This is a genomic window from Parasphingomonas frigoris (assembly GCF_036663815.1).
In the GTDB taxonomy this organism is placed as follows: Bacteria; Pseudomonadota; Alphaproteobacteria; order Sphingomonadales; family Sphingomonadaceae; genus Sphingomonas.
In genome coordinates this window covers 1-16713 of sequence record NZ_JAXOJQ010000011.1, presented here as the reverse complement: position 1 = coordinate 16713, position 16713 = coordinate 1, and the positions used below count along the sequence as shown (strand labels likewise).

General features: G+C 61.7%; 8 protein-coding genes, 5 pseudogenes and 1 other annotated feature. Of the genes and pseudogenes, 9 read left to right on the top strand and 4 right to left on the bottom strand.

What is annotated here, in order from left to right; translation table 11 throughout:
- Window positions 1-71: 71 nt before the first annotated feature.
- The 5 genes and pseudogenes from U1872_RS20525 to U1872_RS20505 all read left to right on the top strand — a co-directional run bounded on the left by U1872_RS20525 (window position 72) and on the right by U1872_RS20505 (window position 8133).
- Complete coding sequence (locus U1872_RS20525; protein ID WP_332794756.1) at window positions 72-3023, top strand: Tn3 family transposase; 2952 nt, start codon at window positions 72-74, stop codon at window positions 3021-3023.
- A gap of 151 nt (window positions 3024-3174) precedes the next feature.
- Window positions 3175-3600: a response regulator gene (locus tag U1872_RS20520; protein WP_332794755.1), complete on the top strand. Its 426-nt coding sequence runs from the start codon at window positions 3175-3177 to the stop codon at window positions 3598-3600.
- Window positions 3601-4428: 828 nt separating this feature from the next.
- A pseudogene (locus U1872_RS20515) lies at window positions 4429-4545 on the top strand (EAL domain-containing protein); the annotation flags it as partial.
- Window positions 4542-4966, top strand: a pseudogene (locus tag U1872_RS20510) (DDE-type integrase/transposase/recombinase); the annotation flags it as partial. The pseudogenes U1872_RS20515 and U1872_RS20510, both read left to right, overlap by 4 nt.
- A gap of 110 nt (window positions 4967-5076) precedes the next feature.
- Window positions 5077-8133 carry a diguanylate cyclase domain-containing protein gene (locus U1872_RS20505; protein WP_332794753.1) on the top strand — a complete coding sequence of 1019 codons (3057 nt, stop codon included), beginning with the start codon at window positions 5077-5079 and terminating at the stop codon, window positions 8131-8133.
- Window positions 8134-8196: 63 nt separating this feature from the next.
- On the opposite strand, the gene U1872_RS20500 is transcribed toward U1872_RS20505, so the two are convergent.
- The gene (locus U1872_RS20500) at window positions 8197-8382 is read right to left on the bottom strand and encodes an integrase core domain-containing protein (RefSeq protein WP_443025424.1); all 186 of its coding nucleotides are present in this window, start codon (window positions 8380-8382) and stop codon (window positions 8197-8199) included.
- 222 nt (window positions 8383-8604) lie between these two features.
- On the opposite strand from U1872_RS20500, the gene U1872_RS20495 reads away from it, so the two are divergent.
- From U1872_RS20495 to U1872_RS20485, 3 genes are all read left to right on the top strand, one after another.
- Window positions 8605-11274 carry a TonB-dependent receptor gene (locus U1872_RS20495; protein ID WP_332794752.1) on the top strand — a complete coding sequence of 890 codons (2670 nt, stop codon included), beginning with the start codon at window positions 8605-8607 and terminating at the stop codon, window positions 11272-11274.
- Between the two features lie 64 nt (window positions 11275-11338).
- A complete protein-coding gene (locus tag U1872_RS20490) occupies window positions 11339-12352 on the top strand; it encodes an arabinan endo-1,5-alpha-L-arabinosidase (protein ID WP_332794802.1) in 1014 nt (337 codons plus the stop codon).
- Window positions 12353-12362: 10 nt separating this feature from the next.
- Entirely contained in the window at window positions 12363-13790 is a 1428-nt protein-coding gene (locus U1872_RS20485) for a family 43 glycosylhydrolase (protein ID WP_332794751.1), read from the top strand.
- A 623-nt stretch (window positions 13791-14413) separates the two neighbouring features.
- Here the strand turns inward: U1872_RS20485 and U1872_RS20480 are convergent.
- A pseudogene (locus tag U1872_RS20480) lies at window positions 14414-14524 on the bottom strand (transposase); the annotation flags it as partial.
- Between the two features lie 109 nt (window positions 14525-14633).
- Window positions 14634-15862, bottom strand: a protein-coding gene (locus tag U1872_RS20475; protein WP_332794750.1) for an IS3 family transposase whose coding sequence is annotated in 2 segments (ribosomal slippage) — window positions 14634-15571 and window positions 15571-15862 — 1230 coding nt in all. Because the reading frame shifts where the segments join, the coding sequence is not laid out codon by codon here.
- Window positions 15462-15578 (bottom strand) — a sequence feature (AL1L pseudoknot). (Overlaps the previous gene by 117 nt.)
- Window positions 15863-15948: 86 nt before the next feature.
- Here U1872_RS20475 and U1872_RS20470 point away from each other — a divergent pair.
- Window positions 15949-16585: pseudogene (locus U1872_RS20470) on the top strand (transposase); the annotation flags it as partial.
- 10 nt (window positions 16586-16595) lie between these two features.
- Here U1872_RS20470 and U1872_RS20465 read toward each other — a convergent pair.
- Window positions 16596-16713: pseudogene (locus U1872_RS20465) on the bottom strand (IS5/IS1182 family transposase); the annotation flags it as partial.

The window sequence follows — 16713 nt, the reverse complement described above, 5'->3', positions numbered from 1 at the left end:
GCCGCCTTCCGCCTTTCACAATCCTCTTTCATTAAGCGAGCAAAAGGCAAGAGGTTTTTGGAGGATCAAACATGCCTGCTCGCATTCCAATGACCGAGCGGCAGCGCGCCGCACTGCTGGCGCTGCCTGATACCGAGACGATGGTGGTGCGACATCATGCTCTCGATGCCGAAGACTTGGTCGCGATCGGTATCGCGCGAACTCCAGCGACCCGGCTGAGCTATGCCCTGCAACTCTGCTGTCTGCGCTATCGTGGACGACATCTGCGCACCGGCGAGCTGTTGCCGGCGATCATGCTCGACCATATCGCCGACCAGGTTGGGGTTGATGCGGGCGTCATCGCCGACTTCGCGCGGCGTACACCGACCCGCTACGATCAGCTTGCCGCCATCAAAGCCCGGTTTGGTTTTACCGATCTGAGCCAGCCAGTTCGCACTTCGATGACCGCGTGGCTGGCGACCGAAGCCATGCCCATCGTTGACGGGTGCATTCTGCTAGACCGACTGCTGGGCGAACTACGCACCCGGCGCGTCGTCATCCCCGGTATCAGCGTTGTGGAGCGTATGGCAGCCGAGGCGATGCTTCGGGCGGAAACCGATCTGGTCGCCGCGGTCGACGACACGCTCGATACAGAGATGCGTCAGCGTCTCGACACGCTGGTGGACGACAAGGTGCATGACCGACAAAGCCGCTTTTCCTGGCTGCGCGAACCGGAGCCTCCCGTCGCGTCTGCCTCGCTTACCGAAATCCTCGAGAAGATCGCACTGATCCGCTGGACCGGCATTTCCCGTGTTCCGATCGATCCCCGGCACGAACCACGCCTGACGCAATTCGCTCGCGAAGGTGTGCGCTATACCGCCCAGGCTTTCCAACAGATGCGACCTGCCCGCAGGCGGGTCATTCTGCTTGCCACGCTGCGCGAGTTGGAGGCCACGCTTACCGACGCGGCGATCTCCATGTTCGGCGCCTTGATGGGACGCGCTCACCTTCGTGCGCGCAAACGCCTGGAACAGCGGGTCGCGGTTTCGGGACGCGAGGGACGCGACCGGCTGATGCGCATCGCCATGGTACTGGAAACGATCAGCCGAGCAGCACGCGCTGGTGAAGATATCGGCGCAGCCATCAGGGATATCATGCCTCTAGAAATGCTCGATGCGGATGCGGCGATCATCCGTCGTACCGCCGCACCTCACAGGGATGATGTGCTGAGTGAGGTTGCAGCCGAGTACCGAACCTTCAAGCGGGCAGGACCACAGTTTCTGCAAGCGCTCGATTTCTACGGCCGGGCCGGCACCGCGACATTGCGCAATGCGATGATGGTCCTGTCGGATCTCGATGGCGACTGGCGCAAACCCCTTCCCGCCGACGTTCCGCTCGGTCATGTCGAGCGGCGCTGGCAACGCCATGTCGTGGTCGCAGGAAAGATCGACCGGACGCATTGGGAGATGGCGACTTACGGCGCGCTCGCCAATGCGCTGGCATCGGGTGATATTTGGGTGCCGACGTCGCGGATGCATCGGTCATTGGACGTGCTGCTTGCGCCATCGCCAGGCGCAACGCTCCAACCGCCGTTCTCACTCGGCGATCCACATGCATGGCTCGATCAGCGCGCTGAGCAACTCGACAGCGCCTTGCGCGGCGTTGCCCGCAATCTGGACGGGCGTGATGCCGCCCTATTCGCCGGGGAGAGATTACGCTTTCCCAAAGAGCAGAAGGATGATGACGGCAGGCAAGATGAAGGGCGGCACCTGACGCTCGCCTGTTACGGTATGCTGCCTGCTACCCGTATCACCGACGTGCTGTCCCAGGTCGAACACTGGACCGGCTTCACCCGGCATTTCGGTCACGTTTCAACCGGGCTGCCGCCTGCTGACGAGCGCGCCTTCCTCGCCACCCTAATTGCCGAGGCGACCAATCTCGGGTTGTCGCGCATGGCCGAGGTATGCGGCGCAGGGTCACGCCGGGCGCTGCTGCGCATGCAGACATGGCACATGCGCGAGGAAACCTTTCGAGCAGCGCTCGCCTGTCTGACCGATGCCATCCACGCCGAACCGATCGCCGCATGGTTCGGGCAGGGGCACCGGGCGTCGGCAGATGGTCAGGCCTTTTACCTAGGCGGCCCGGGTGAAGCCGGCGGAGCGGTCAATGCGCATTATGGTCCCGACCCGGTGGTCAAAATCTACACCACCATCACCGATCGGTACGCGCCACTTCACCAGACTGTGATCGCCGGTACGGCAGGGGAAGCTATCCATGCGCTCGACGGCATTCTCGGCCACGATAGCAACGCTGATCTGACCGCGCTGCACGTCGATGGGGGCGGCGTTTCCGATATCGTGTTCGCGACGATGCATCTGCTCGGGCTTGATTTCGAGCCGCGCATTCCCCGTTTGTCAGATCGGCGCCTTTACGCCTTCGAACCCCCGAAGCGTTATGGCAGGCTCGCATCGCTGTTCGGTCACAGGCTCAACCCGGACCTGATCGTCAACCACTGGCCGGATATCGAACGTGTAATCGGCGCGATGCGTGACCGCACCGTCACGCCATCCTTGATCTTGAAGAAGTTGTCCGCCTACCGCCAGCAGAACAGCCTTGCCGCGGCACTGCGCGAGGTCGGGCGGATTGAGCGCACGCTGTTCACGCTGCGCTGGTTCGACGATCCGGCTCTGCGCCGCACCGTTACCGCCGAATTGAACAAGGGCGAGGCGCGCAACAGTCTGGCCCGGGCAGTCGCTTTCCACCGACTCGGCCGTTTTCGTGATCGTGGCTTGGAAAACCAGCAAACTCGGGCTGCTGCGCTCAACCTCGTCACCGCTGCGATCATACTGTTCAACTGCCGATATCTCGGCAGCGCGATAGAAGAAATGCGCCGTCGCGGCACGCCGATCGATCCCACTATGCTGACTCGGCTTTCGCCGCTTGGATGGGACCGCATCAATCTCACTGGCGATTATGTCTGGTCCGATCGCCTCGATCTTGACGCTAACGGCCTCATGCCGCTGCTCGTCAAACCGCTACCGTGAATCTGTGTCCGAATAATGCACAGGGGCCAGAATGTTTGGTGGGTCGGAATAGCTGTAGTGGCCTGACAGATGCTCTGTTGCGTATTGGGCACACAATTGCACAAAGTGCCTCTGCCCGGAACGAACTGATCAGAGCGGAATTTCGTGCCCTATGGATTCGATAAATGTCAGCCCTGTATCCAACCTTGACGAGGTGCCGCGCTTCATTTTGGTCGTGGATAACGAAGTGCTCATTCGTTTTGCCATCGCCGATTACCTGCGGGAATGCGGCTATCATGTGATCGAGGCGGCTGATGCGGCAGAAGCGCTCGAACTTCTCGAATCCCAGCCAGGCTTGGTCGATCTGGTTTTCTCCGACGTCCAGATGCCTGGCGAGATGGATGGGTTCGGCTTAGCCCGTTGGGTGAGATCCAATCGACAAGGGCTCCCCGTGATCTTGACATCGGGTAATGCGCGCACTGCAGAACTGGGCGAAGATCTATGTGAGATCGGTCCGCTCGAAGCGAAACCCTACGACGCGAAATCGCTGGCGCAACGCATGGCGTCGTTGCTCGCCGCCGCTAAGAGACTTCCGTAAAGTCGTCAGGATTATCGCGCATTTCAGATGCGCGATAATCCTATGATGTCGAGGGGCGGCCGATAAATTTACTATGGTTGCGGTCGTGCGCGACGTGAGCAGATTGGTGCTTGTGACGGTATTTTCAGCTACGATTTGTGGGTCCGATAGACCTTCCGAGGCCTGCAGCAGTGAGACGAATGGGGCGAAAGGTAGCGAATGATCTCGAAACCTGCATTTCTGAAACTCAGCGAAATTTCTCAATGAAATCAACAACCCGAATTTTTGACGGCAGTCATGGCGGCGTCGCGGACTGAGAAAAATATTTTGACTTGAAGAATCAGTTAGTTACGGTCACGGCGTATAATTTAGTGGGAATGATTCGAGGCCATTTTTGGTTATCGCGATCAATCGGCATTGCCCCATCAATACCTTGAAATAGAAAGATTATCTCACGTTATCTATCAAGGTCAATCGCGGAGCGGCGGCCGGCCCTGGCGTCATGCGTGACGGGCGAGGCGCTTGATTTCGGTCAGGATTTCCGGGGGAAATCGTCATGCATACGGCTTCATACTCATTGTTTTGGTGCAGGCGAGCATCGCGGCCAATCAACTTGCCGGTACTGCCGGAGCCACTTCGGCCAGGAGATAATGAAGGGAGGTGGTCCCTCTGCCCCGCGGAGTGGATAGGCGCCGAAGTGGAACCCCGCTTTTATGCGGCGTAAGCTACTACGATTGTCGGAGAAAGGTACCTTTGGCGAGGGGCCAGAGCGGCGCCGATCGGGACCCCGGCAAGTGGGGATCCGACGCAATTGTAGCGGTTTAAAAGCTAGGATTCTATGGGGTCCCGCTTCGGCGCCTAGGGGTGCGGATCGCTCTTAATGATTTCGGCACGGGGTACTCGTCGCTGAGCTACATTAATCGCTATCCTATCGACACGATCAAGATCGACCGCCCCTTTGTGTCGTAGGCTGGCGCGCCAGCAGGACGGCGCACGCCAGCTTCGTCCTGGATGCGCTCGAACAGGCGCTCCATGATCGCCGTCTGACCCATCGGGGCGGCCTGGTCCACCACAGCGACCGCGGATCGCAATACCTGTCTATCAAGTACACCGAGCGCCTCGCCGAGGCCGGCATCGAGCCGTCGGTCGGCAGTGTCGCGACAGCTACGACAACGCTTTGGCCGAGACGATCAACGGCCTGTACAAAGCCGAGGTGATCCACCGACGCGGACCCTGGCGCATCTTCGAAGCTGTCGAGTACGCCACGCTCGAATGGGTCGACTGGTTCAACCATCGTCGGCTGCTGGAGCCCATCGGCAACATCCCGCCTGCCGAAGCCGAAGATCAATATTATGCTGCCGCTGGCAACATCGATATGGCAGCATGACTCACAACCAAAGGCCTCCGGTAGACCCGGGGCGGTTCAGGTGGCAGATTAAGCAATTCGCAACATCGACCCAGTAAGTCCGGAACATGCGGTGGTGTTGGTATATTTCAGTGCCGTTATTCGTAAGCGGCGCATGCGCTTCGGCTGCCCCGGCCGGCCATACGACGCAAGTAGATACCTCCAGATCGGTGCGGGGCGCTGCGTTCGCACAAGAGTCAGCCGACTGGAGCAGGGCCGCTGACCTGATCTTCAAGGTTCCGGCACGTGACGAAGCCATCCCGGACGCCGGGGTGCCCCGCGCCGTTGCGCAGGATGGCAACGGCTTCATCTGGCTTGCAACGGATGCGGGCCTCGCACGCTGGGACGGCAGGAGTTTCAAGACTTATAATACTGAAGCGTCGCCTGGAGCGGGAGCTTTGCCGGAACTGATGGTGAACGCGCTGCTCGGGGATAGATCGGGGAAACTCTGGTTAGGGATGAGTGCCGAAGGCCTGCTATGGCACGATCCGGCGACCGAGACCTTCCGGCGACCGCCAAACCGCACCCACCTCGATCGCGCGCACGTGATCGTCATTGCGGATGACAGGCATGAAGGCGTCTGGGTCGGCAGCGACCTCGGCCTCGCGCATGCGCGTAGCAGTGATGGACAGGTCGTTCTCGTGCAACCAAGCGCGTCGAACCATCTGCCGCGAGGAGGTGTCCATGCGATCTACGTGGATAGCGAGGGCACGCTCTGGGTAGGTATCGGGTCGCGACTCCTAAGACGGCCACGTGGGTCCCCCTCCTTCAGCGAGGTGCCGATATTTCGGCCATCGTCGAAAAGCATGCTGACGTCGCTCCAAGAGGACCGACAGGGCCGGCTCTGGGTAGCCACGGCCGCGACGGGCTTCCTTAGGATCGATCATAACTTGAACGTGCGTCGGTTGCCGGTGCAACTTTCCGGCAAGGTCCCGGCGCTCGGCACTATCGTCGATGCGGGAAACGGAGAATTGTGGTCGGCTTCCCGGTTCGGTATCTGGGTGATAGAGACTAAGAACCTGCGCCTGCGGCGGCTAGCCCATGATCCCCACATCTCCAGCAGTGTCCCAGAGGACGGCTTGAACCACCTTGTGCGTGATCGAGCAGGCATAATCTGGCTAGTTGGCGACACAACTCTCACGTATGTCGATCCGGTGCCTCGCAAGGTCACCGCCATCGTGGCAGCGCTACGCACCGACGTTAGCCGCCCGCCCGATGCTGCGTGGTCGGTCGGGGCAGCGCCGGACGGCAGCATCTGGTACGGGTCGGCTGACGCACCTGCCTCGAGGCTCTCGCTTGGCAACGAGGGGCGCCAGATCATGACGCGGCGGCTGCCAGGGGGGAGCCGCGATGTCTACGGCTTCGCCTTCTCCGACCGGCAGGCATTCACCGCCGGAGAGGACGGCGTGTTCGCCCTTTCCCTAGACGGTCGGACCGCACGGCGGCTTTCATCTCAGCCGTCGTCGCGGCTCCTGCTGAGGGACCAAACGCTTTTCGTCGGAGGCAACGGAGTTTCGACCCTCGACGCGCGACGGCTTCAATCGCCAATCAAGACGAAGTGGTCGACCGCGTTGTCGGATTCGCGGGTCCGGTCGATGGCCTTCACAGCCGACGGCTCCTTCTGGGTCGGAACCGCTCGCGGATTGAACCGCGTCGACCTGGAAACTGGATCGGTTTCTCAGTTCCAAGCCGATCCGCGCGCGCCCGTTGCCCTCAAGGCTAACTATGTCAGCACGCTACTTGGGGACCGACGGGGACAGTTGTGGGCAGGCACGATCGGCGGGGGCATCACGATTTTCCGACGCACGCGGGCCGGTTGGAAAGCGGTAAATCACCTCGGACGCCGCGACGGCCTTCCTCACGATACGGTGGACAAGCTACTCTTGGATTCCGATGGTGCCATCTGGGTAAGCACGGACGGCGGCATAGTCGAAATCGACTCCAAAACCCTTTCGATAACCCCCCTTAGAGCGGCCGATGGTGCTTCGTTGCAGGCGAACTGGACAGGCGCGGGTGATATACTAAAGGATGGACATCTCGTGTTCGCCAGCTACGGGTTCGGCGGGCTTGTCATGGTCGATCCCGCTAAAAGCGCTATCGCCCTCGATGCTGCACCTCTCCGGTTCACGAGCATCCGGGGCGGCGACCAAGTCTTCAATCCTGCGAGCGTCGGCGCGCAGCTGAGCATCGCGCCTTCACAACGCACTTTAACCGCCGAGTTCGCGCGCCTCGACTATGCCGGAAGCCGCGACCAGTCCTACGAGTACCGGCTGTTTCCCCAAGAGGCCGACTGGACCCGAGTCGACTCACTGCACCGCATCGCGCGGTACACCGACCTGCGTCCCGGCAACTCAACGCTTATGGTACGAGCTCTGGCGCCTGGATCCGGTCGACAGATGCGGGCCATTGGCGCGCCGCTTGTTCTCAAGCTGTATGTACAGCCTCACTGGTATGAAACGCGCACGTTCCGGGTCGGCATCGTCCTGCTGCTCGTACTAGTGCCGTTGCTCCTGCTTCAGCTCCGTCTGGCCTCCGCCCGCAACCGCGAGCGGGTGCTGAAAGGATTGGTAGAGCACCGCACGGCGGAACTTATGATCAGTCAAGCCGAGCTGGAAAAGCTGGCCTACTCCGACACCTTGACCGGCCTCGGCAATCGACGCCTGTACGGCGAGGTGTTGAACAGGCTGCTCGCCAGTAGCCTGAAACAGCCGCTGATACTGCTGCTAATAGACCTCGACAGGTTCAAACAAGTTAACGACGAGCTTGGGCATGACGTTGGAGACGCTCTGTTGATGGACGTGGCTAATCGTCTTACGGCAACCATACGGCAGCCGGACAGCGTATTTCGGCTGGGCGGCGACGAGTTCGCCCTCATAGTCACCGGGACCTCGGACAGTAGATCCGTTAGCGAAATTTGTCACCATCTCTACGATTCCGTCGCATTGCCGGTGCTGGTGGGTGATCATGTTGTGGAAGTCTCGTTGAGCGTCGGCGTCGCAGTCGTTGGTGATGGCAGCACCGTTCAAGCCGAATTAGTCTACAAGCGCGCGGATATCGCTCTATACGATGCAAAGCGCGCAGGCCGCGGCACTTGGCGAATCTGTTGGGGTGACGACAGCGCCCCCCCCCAAATCGTCCAGCACGCCTGACAAATTTTCGGTTTGTGAGGGTCCCTCGGTTTCTCATCCAGTTCGAAGGTGAGTTTCCGGCGTTCATTCGGCCGCGACCTTGGCCGCGGCAGCAGCATATTCGATCGGCGTCAGCCAGCCAAGCGATGTGTGAGGATGGCTCTCGTTATAATCCCGCCGCCAGACGTCAATCTTGGCTTGTGCGTCTTCCAGCGATAAAAAGGGTCTCTCGCGCGCTCGCGGCCGCGATCTTTGGAGCGGGGCCGATATTCGGCCGATCGCACGCGACTAGGCCCCGCGATCCCATGGCTCAGCACATGCCTGTATCGCCTCGGCAGCGACTGATCTATCTCGGCCCGCGTGGCCGAAATGCTACAGACGCAGCGGCGAATCATCGATTCATCAAAAACCATTGCATTGCGCATTACTCGGAGTAATAAATTGTCCGACTAATAAGCGTCGAGAATCGACGACGCTTCTTCGGAGAGGTTTATGTACAAGCATCGCACCGCCATGGCGGTCTCCACGCTCGCATTGATCGCTGCCACCATAGCACCCGCTTATGCGCAGGATGCCACCAGCACCCCGGCCAGTGTCCCCAGCGCGGTTCAGGTTACCTCCCCACGGGCGCCGACGCTGCGGTCTAACGCTCAGGACGACATGGCCGGCCAGGACATCGTGGTCACCGGCGTCCGCGCCAGCCTCGCCTCGGCGCAGGGCATCAAGCGCAATTCTACAGCGATCGTTGACTCGATAGTCGCCCAAGACATCGGCAAATTACCGGACAATACCGTTTCGGACGCGCTTCAGCGCGTTACTGGCGTCCAGGTCACACGCGGCGCTGGCGAAGCCGGCACCGTGCTGATCCGCGGCCTGCCCAATATCGCCACGCTGCTCAACGGCCGCGAGACGTTTACCGGCACCGGGCGCGGGGTTTCGCTGCAGGACATTCCGGCCGAGCTGATCGCCGGCGTCGATGTCTACAAAACCACCACGCCCGATATCGTCGAGGGCGGTCTCAGCGGTACGGTCGACGTCCGCCTGCGCCGTCCGCTCGATTTCAGCGGCCTTCAGGTCGCCGGCGGCGGTCGCGCGGTGTACAGCGACCAGTCGGGCAAATGGGGCTATCTCGGCAGCGGGCTGGCTAGCGATCGCTGGACCACCCGGATCGGCGAGATCGGCGCGCTGGTCGGCGTGTCGTACAACAAGCGCGAATATCGCGACGACACCGCATTCGACTTCGTTTCGAACCCGATCACTGCCGCTACGCCCACGCGGCCGGCGTCGCCCGCCATTCCCGATACGGTTGGTGGGACCTACGCCAATGGCGAGCGCACTCGTCTGGCGGTCAACGGGGCGCTGCAGTGGAAGCCGACGGACAATCTCGAACTCTACGCCGACGGTCTCTACACACGCTACCGCAACACGCATGATGTCAGCTTCTTCATCGGTCTGCCCAAGGCGGCTGCCACTACGACGGTCACGAGCACCTATGCGGGCAATCCCGAACTCGCGAGCGGGACTACCTCGACCAACGCCTATACGCTCACCAGCAAGCAGGCGTATCAGGATCAGACCGAGACCTATCAGGCCGATTTCGGCACCAAATGGACGACCGGTACTACTTCGCTGTCGACCGAGATCACCTATAATTACAGTAAGCTGCCCAACCGCAGCGCGATCGTCGATACGTCGTTCAATGCGCCCGTGCTGAATGTCAATTTCAACAACAACGGTACGCCGCTGATCAGTATCCCGGGGGTCGATCTGACCAATCCGGCAAACTTCACCCTTCGCACGCTGTTCGACAACCACAGCCTGGCGACCAGCAAGCAATGGGCGTGGCGCGGCGACGTACAGCATAATTTCGACGGCGGCTTTCTGACCAACTTCAAGTTCGGCGCGCGCTATACCGATCGCCAAGCGGATTCGCAGGCGACCGCGTCCCAGGCGATCGGCATCACCAATCCGGTGCTGGTCAGCGCCGTTCCCGGCTTCGGCACGCTGTCGCCGACCGGTCTCGTTCAGGGGCGGTCGGGGATCGATCAGTTCGTCGACGCCAGCACCAGCTTCCTGCTGAACAACACCAACGCGGTGCGCACGCTGTTCTCGCAGCCGACCGGCGAGCGCGCCTACGATCCCAGCCTGGCCTTTTTCGACCATGAGAAGACCTACGCTTTCTACGGTCAGGTCGGCTATGGCCTCGATATCGGTTCGATGCGCCTGACCGGTGTCGGCGGTGTCCGCGTCGTCAACACCGTCGAGCAGCTCAATGGCTTCGGTGTTGCGGGCAAGTCGAATTATCTCAGCGCCTTGCCGAGCATCAATGCCAAGCTTGCGCTGACCCCGAAGCTTCAGCTGCGAGCGGCGTTTGCCAAGACGTTGACGCGTCCTGATTTCGCGCAACTCAACCCGTTGGTGAGCTACACCACCACCGGCACTACGGGGAACCAATCGGTGTTTTACACCGGCGGTGGCGGCAATCCCGGCCTACAGCCGATCAAGACCGCGGCGTATGACCTGTCGCTCGAATATTACCCGGCCCGCTCGACTTCGATCACCGCCGCGGGTTTCTACAAGGATTTGACGGGGTATATCCAAACCTACTCTGGGATTGAGACCTACCTCGGTCAGTCGGCACTGGTCAGCCGCCCGCGCAACACCGGCGCCGGTAAGCTCTATGGTGCCGAACTCGCGTATCAGCAGTTCTTCGACTTCCTTCCCGGGGCGCTCAGCGGCTTCGGTGCGCAGCTCAACGGAACCTTCATCGTCGGGACCACGCAGGATCCGGTGTTCGGTGGACAGCAGCGCCTGACCAGCGTCTCGAAATATTCGTACAACGCCGTGGCGATTTATGAGAAATACGGCATCTCGGCTCGTCTCGCTTACAATTGGCGGTCGAACTTCGTCGACAGCTACAATTCGGGTGGCTCGCAAGCGAGCAGCATCGTCGTGGCGCCGACCGGGCAGCTCGATTTCTCGGGCAGCTATGCGCTGACCAAAAACTTCACGATCACCTTCGATGCGACCAACCTTACGGACCGTGTCTATCACGACCGTTTTGAGGGCGTGAACCAGACGAGCGGCATCTATTCGAGCACGCCGCGCGACACGCGCACTTACGATCGGACCTTTGAAGTCGGCGGCCGCTTCCGCTTCTGATCGCCTTTGGCGGCGCCGAAGAATCGGCGCCGCCATTTTTCATGACGGAGCGAACGCCTTGTCCATCCGCACTCTGTTTCTCACCGCAACTGCCGGAGCGCTGATGTTGGGCGGTATCGCGGCCGCGCAAGCCGGCCCGGCTACCACCGGCCCGATCAACTCGGTCATCACCGGAGACATCGTGCCCACGCACGACCCGATGCTGGTCAAGGAAAAGGGTGTCTATTACGTCTTCGGCACCGGGCTGACGCTCAAGACCTCGCCCGATCTGGTTCACTGGACCGCGCAGCCGCCACTATTCGCCAAGGTTCCCGATTGGGGCCTGAAGGCGGTGCCTGGCACCAAGGACATGTGGGCGCCTGACGTGTCGTTCTTCGGCGGCCGCTGGCATCTCTATTATGCGCTGTCGACTTTCGGGTCGAACCAGTCGGCGATCGGATTGTTCACCAGCCCCACGCTTGATGCCAAGGCGCCAGGCTATGGCTGGAAGGACGAAGGGCTCGTCGTGATGTCGCAGCATAGCGACGACTTCAACGCGATCGACGCCAACCACTTCATCGACAGCGACGGCCGTCATTGGCTGACGCTCGGCAGCTTCTGGAGCGGGATCAAGCTGTTCGAGCTCGATCCGAAAACCGGCAAGCTGCGCGACCCCGCTGAAAGGCCGATCGCCCTAGCGCGCCGCCGCGCGCCGGCGGGCGGCCCGGCGCCGATCGAGGCGCCGTTTCTGATACAACGCGGCGGATACCGTTACCTGTTTGTCTCGTACGACTATTGCTGCAAGGGGGTAAACAGCACCTATTACACCGTCGTCGGGCGGTCGAAGGACGTGCGCGGGCCCTATGTCGGCAAGGACGGCAGCACTTTATTGGACGGGGAGGGGACGATCGTGCTGCGCGCCGATCTCGAGGAAAAGGATCGCTTCCGCGGCCCTGGCCATCCGGGCTTTCTGCACGATACCGACGGCAAGGATTATATCGTGTATCACGCCTACGATAAGATAAACCACGGTGCGCCGACGCTGCGCATCTCGCCGATCGATTGGACCGCCGACGGCTGGCCGGTCGCGATACGCTGAGAGGATGATCATGCTCCCCACTTTGACGCGACGCTCCCTCATCGCGGCGGCGGGCGCGGTCGGCGTCAGCGGCGCGCTCGCGCGTCCGCTGGCTGTCGCGGCAGCACCTGACACCGCCCCGCTCAACCCGCTGGTGCGGCAGCGCGCGGATGCACAGGTGTTCCGCCATAGCGATGGCTTCTATTATCTGACCGGCTCGGTGCCCGAATATGACCGCCTCGTGCTGCGCCGTGCGCGCACGCTCGCCGGGCTGACCATCGCGCCCGAGCGCGTATTGTGGCGCCATCTTGCCAGCGGCCCCCTGTCGGGCTTCATCTGGGCGCCCGAACTGCATCTGGTGAACGGTCGCTGGGTAATGTATTTTGCGGCGGGGCCGAGCGGCGGCGGCAAGGACGTGTTCCACATCCGCACCTGGGCGATTGTCTGCGACGGCCCCGATGCGATGACCGGAAAATGGTCGCTGCTGGGCCAATTCCAGGGGCCATGGGACAGCTTTAATCTCGACTCAACTAGCTTCGTCCATCGCGGCACCCGCTATCTATGCTGGGCGCAGCGCGAACCCGGGATCGAAACCAACTCGAATCTCTATCTGTCGCCCCTTGCGACCCCATTGACGCTCGCGCGCAAGCCGGTGCGACTATCGGTGCCGACGCTCGATTGGGAAATTCGCGGCTACAAGGTTAACGAAGCGCCGTCCTTCCTGGCGCGCAACGGCCACGTGTTCATCAGCTATTCGGCAAGCGCCACCGACGAGCGCTATTGCCTGGGGCTGCTGAGTGCCCGAGCCGATGCCGATCTGATGGCGGAGGCTTCCTGGACCAAATCTCCGGTACCGGTGTTCACCACCTCGGAGGAAACCGGCGTCTATGGCCCGGGGCACAATTCCTTTACCGTCGACGAGCATGGCCGTGATGTGCTGGTCTATCACGGTCGCGATTATCGCGCGATCAAGGGCGATCCGCTGTTCGATCCCAACCGGCATATGCGGGTGCAGCGGCTGTATTACACCGCCAACGGCATGCCTGATTTCGGCATTCCAGTCGGGAACGGCGTGCTACCCGACCGGCTGTCACCACTGGACGGGGCCGATGCGTTCCTACGCCACACCGGGGAAGCGCTGTCGATCGGGCACGGCGCGCTGGCAAACAGCCAGTTTCGCCAACTCGTCGGGGCGGACGGCAGCGTGTCACTGGCACCGATTGCGCTGCCCGAGCATCGGCTGTGCGCCGGGCCCAATGGCACGGTATTGCTGGTTCGTGCGGATGCGAGCCGCGCTTTTACGGAACGCTGCCGTTTGCGCCGCGTCGCCGGGTTGGCCGATCGACGCGGCGTCTCGTTCGTCGCGGCAGGAGGTTATCTGCGCCACGTCGGCGCCAAACTCGTGATCGCGCCGATCGAGGCTGGAGACCGCGCGAGCGCGACCTTCCTGCTCTCCTGAGGCTAGACCGACGCCACCGCCCAGCCCTGCGCGTCTTAGGTCAGCTCGGCCTGCCGCTTAGTGGGTCGCGTCAGTTGGTCGAACCCCACGGCCTCTCGGCGACGACGGGACCGGGTTGCGGCCCGCGAGCGCGGCACGCTGAGATTGAAGTCATTGCTCCAAGTCTTTGATGAATAGGACCGCAGTCTCCTGGCGCATGGCAAACCGCCCCACGATGGTGTGGCCGTTCACCGCGCGTTTGGCGTCGAAGCTCACGTCGATCCGCCTGCCCCTCGGCCGTGATCGACGAAATGATAGCCCCTGTCCCTTTTGACGGTCTTGCGTGGGTGCGGCTCCTCGGCAACGTCGGCCAAATCGTTGAACGCGGGCGTGCCATGCCCGCTCGGACCATCGGCGCCCGCGTTGATGGCCCAAACGGTGCGGGGCTTGTTCAGCCACCGGCCCTGATCCATCGCGCGCTGATCTGACCTGCCCCCACCAAGTGGCGGGCGAAGCGCTGATCCCACGCTAAATAACGCTAAGGGAGAACGGGCCGCGAACGATTAGGCGGCCCGGTTGTCACCGATGACGTTGAGCGGTTTGCGTCGCGCCCGCTCGGCGGCACGGTCCCACAGGAAATCGCCCGTCTGCTCCGGAATCCCCATCCGACGGATCACCTCCGCCACCGGCGTACCCGTCTCCGCCTGCTTCAGCGCGAACGCGATCTGCTCGTCAGTATGCTTCGGCTTCTTTATATCCAGCTCCTCGTCCGAAGGCTCTACGCGGCCGGAAACCTCTCTCTCAAACCGGAGGAAAACACAGGGGTGAACCGCGCCGGGTCTGCCGGAGGCGTTCGGTTGTAAGTCACGCTGCCATATCGATGTTGTTCGCGGCAGCATAATATTGATCTTCGGCTTCGGCACGCGGGATGTTGCCGATGGGTTCGAGCAGGCGGCGATGGTTGAACCAGTCGACCCATTCGAGGGTCGCGTATTCCACCGCTTCGAAGGATCGCCATGGTCCACGGCGATGGATGACCTCGGCCTTGTAGATGCCGTTTATCGTCTCGGCTAATGCGTTGTCGTAGCTGTCGCCAACCCTGCCGACCGACGGCTCGACTCCAGCTTCGGCCCGACGCTCGGTGTACTTGATAGACACGTATTGCGACCCGCGATCGCTGTGGTGCACCAGGCTGTCGCATGCGCCGGTCGGATCATGCAGCGCCTGCTCGAGCGCATCCAGCACGAAGCTGGCGTGCGCCGTCCGGCTAGCCCGCAAGCCGACGATCCGCCGAGCATAGGTGTCGATAACGAAGGCAACGTAGACCAACCCCGCCCAGGTCGCGACATAGGTGAAGTCCGACACCCACAGCATGTTCGGCGCTGGTGCGTAGAACTGGCGGTTGACGTGATCGAGCGGGCACGGCGATGCCTTGTCGCTGATCGTGGTGCGCACCGGCTTGCCCAGGATCACGCCTGCCAAGCCCATCTCGCGCATCAGCCGTGCGATGGTACAGCGGGCGACGGGCACGCCCTCCCTTATCATCGGCCGCAAGACCTTGCGCACGCCGAAGACCGCGAAGTTCTCGGCGAACACGCGTGCGATCTCCGGCTTGAGGGCCACATCCTGCCGCGCCCGCGCCGACAGGCGTGTCGGATTCGGTCGCTGCGCGACGCGCTCGTGGTAGGTGGATGGGGCGATCGGCAGGAAGCGGCAGATCGGCTCGACCCCATAGGCATCGCGGTGATCGTCAATGAACGCGATCATCGCCGGAACGGGCGGCCGAGCTCCGCCTGAGCAAAATATGCTGACGCCTTGCGCAGAATCTCGTTGGCTTGCCGCAACTCACGGACCTCGCGTTCCAGCGCCTTCACTTTGTCGGCAACTTCGGTCGGGACACCGGCGCGCTTGCCGCTGTTGACCTCCGCCCTTTTCACCCACTCATGCAGCGTTTGCGGAACGCAGCCGATCTTCTCCGCGATCGACACCACGGTCGCCCATCTGGACGTGTGATCCCGCTCGTGATCGAAAACCATCGCCACCGCTCGCTCGGGGACTTCCGGCGCAAACTTGTTCGTTGTCTTGCTCGTCATGGCTCCACCTTCTCAGATCCCATGAGTGGTGAAGACCGGCCCGCACTGTGACAGAATTGGGCCACCAAAACCGCTGGAGACCAATCATGACTGCGATAGCTGATGGACCCGATGCGCTTCCGACCTGCCGCGTAGATCTCGGCATCATTTTTTTCTCGCTCGAGCTCAGCAAATCGACGTGGCTAGTTACGTCACTTGCGCCGGGCAGCGACAAGATGTCGCGTCGGACAATCCTCGGCGGAGATGTCGACGGCCTGTTTGCCTGGTTTGCCCAACTTCGGACGAAGGCGCTCGAGCGACAGGGCAAGCTTTACCCCTTGGTTGCTATCCAGGAAGCTGGACGCGATGGCTTTTGGATCCATCGCGTGTTGAGCCGACCGAGCTGGATCACAAGTCATGTTGTCGATGCGGCTTCAATCGCTGTGTCACGCCGTCATCGTCGCGCAAAGACCGATCGCATCGATGGCGAAATGCTGCCGCACGCTGATGGCTTACGCGCGGGGAGAGCCGCGGGTTTGCTCAATGGTCCGAGTACCAACGCCTGAAGAAGAGGACCGCCGTAGGATTGGTCGGGAGCGAAAAGCGCTCGTCGCCGAGCGTATCCTCCACGTGAATCGCCTGAAGGGATTGCTCTTTTGTCAGGGCATCCGTGAATATGAGCCGTGGCATCGCGATCGTCGCAAGCGCTTGGAAGAGCTTCGAACCGGCGATGGCCGCGAACTCCTTGGCAATATTAGGCCGTAGACTCATAAGCGCGCAGCCACAGCCGCATTGAGGCGAGCTGGACCATCGCGAGGAAGTTCTCGGCGAGTTTGTCATATCGGGTGGCGACGCGGCGGAAGTGCTTGAGC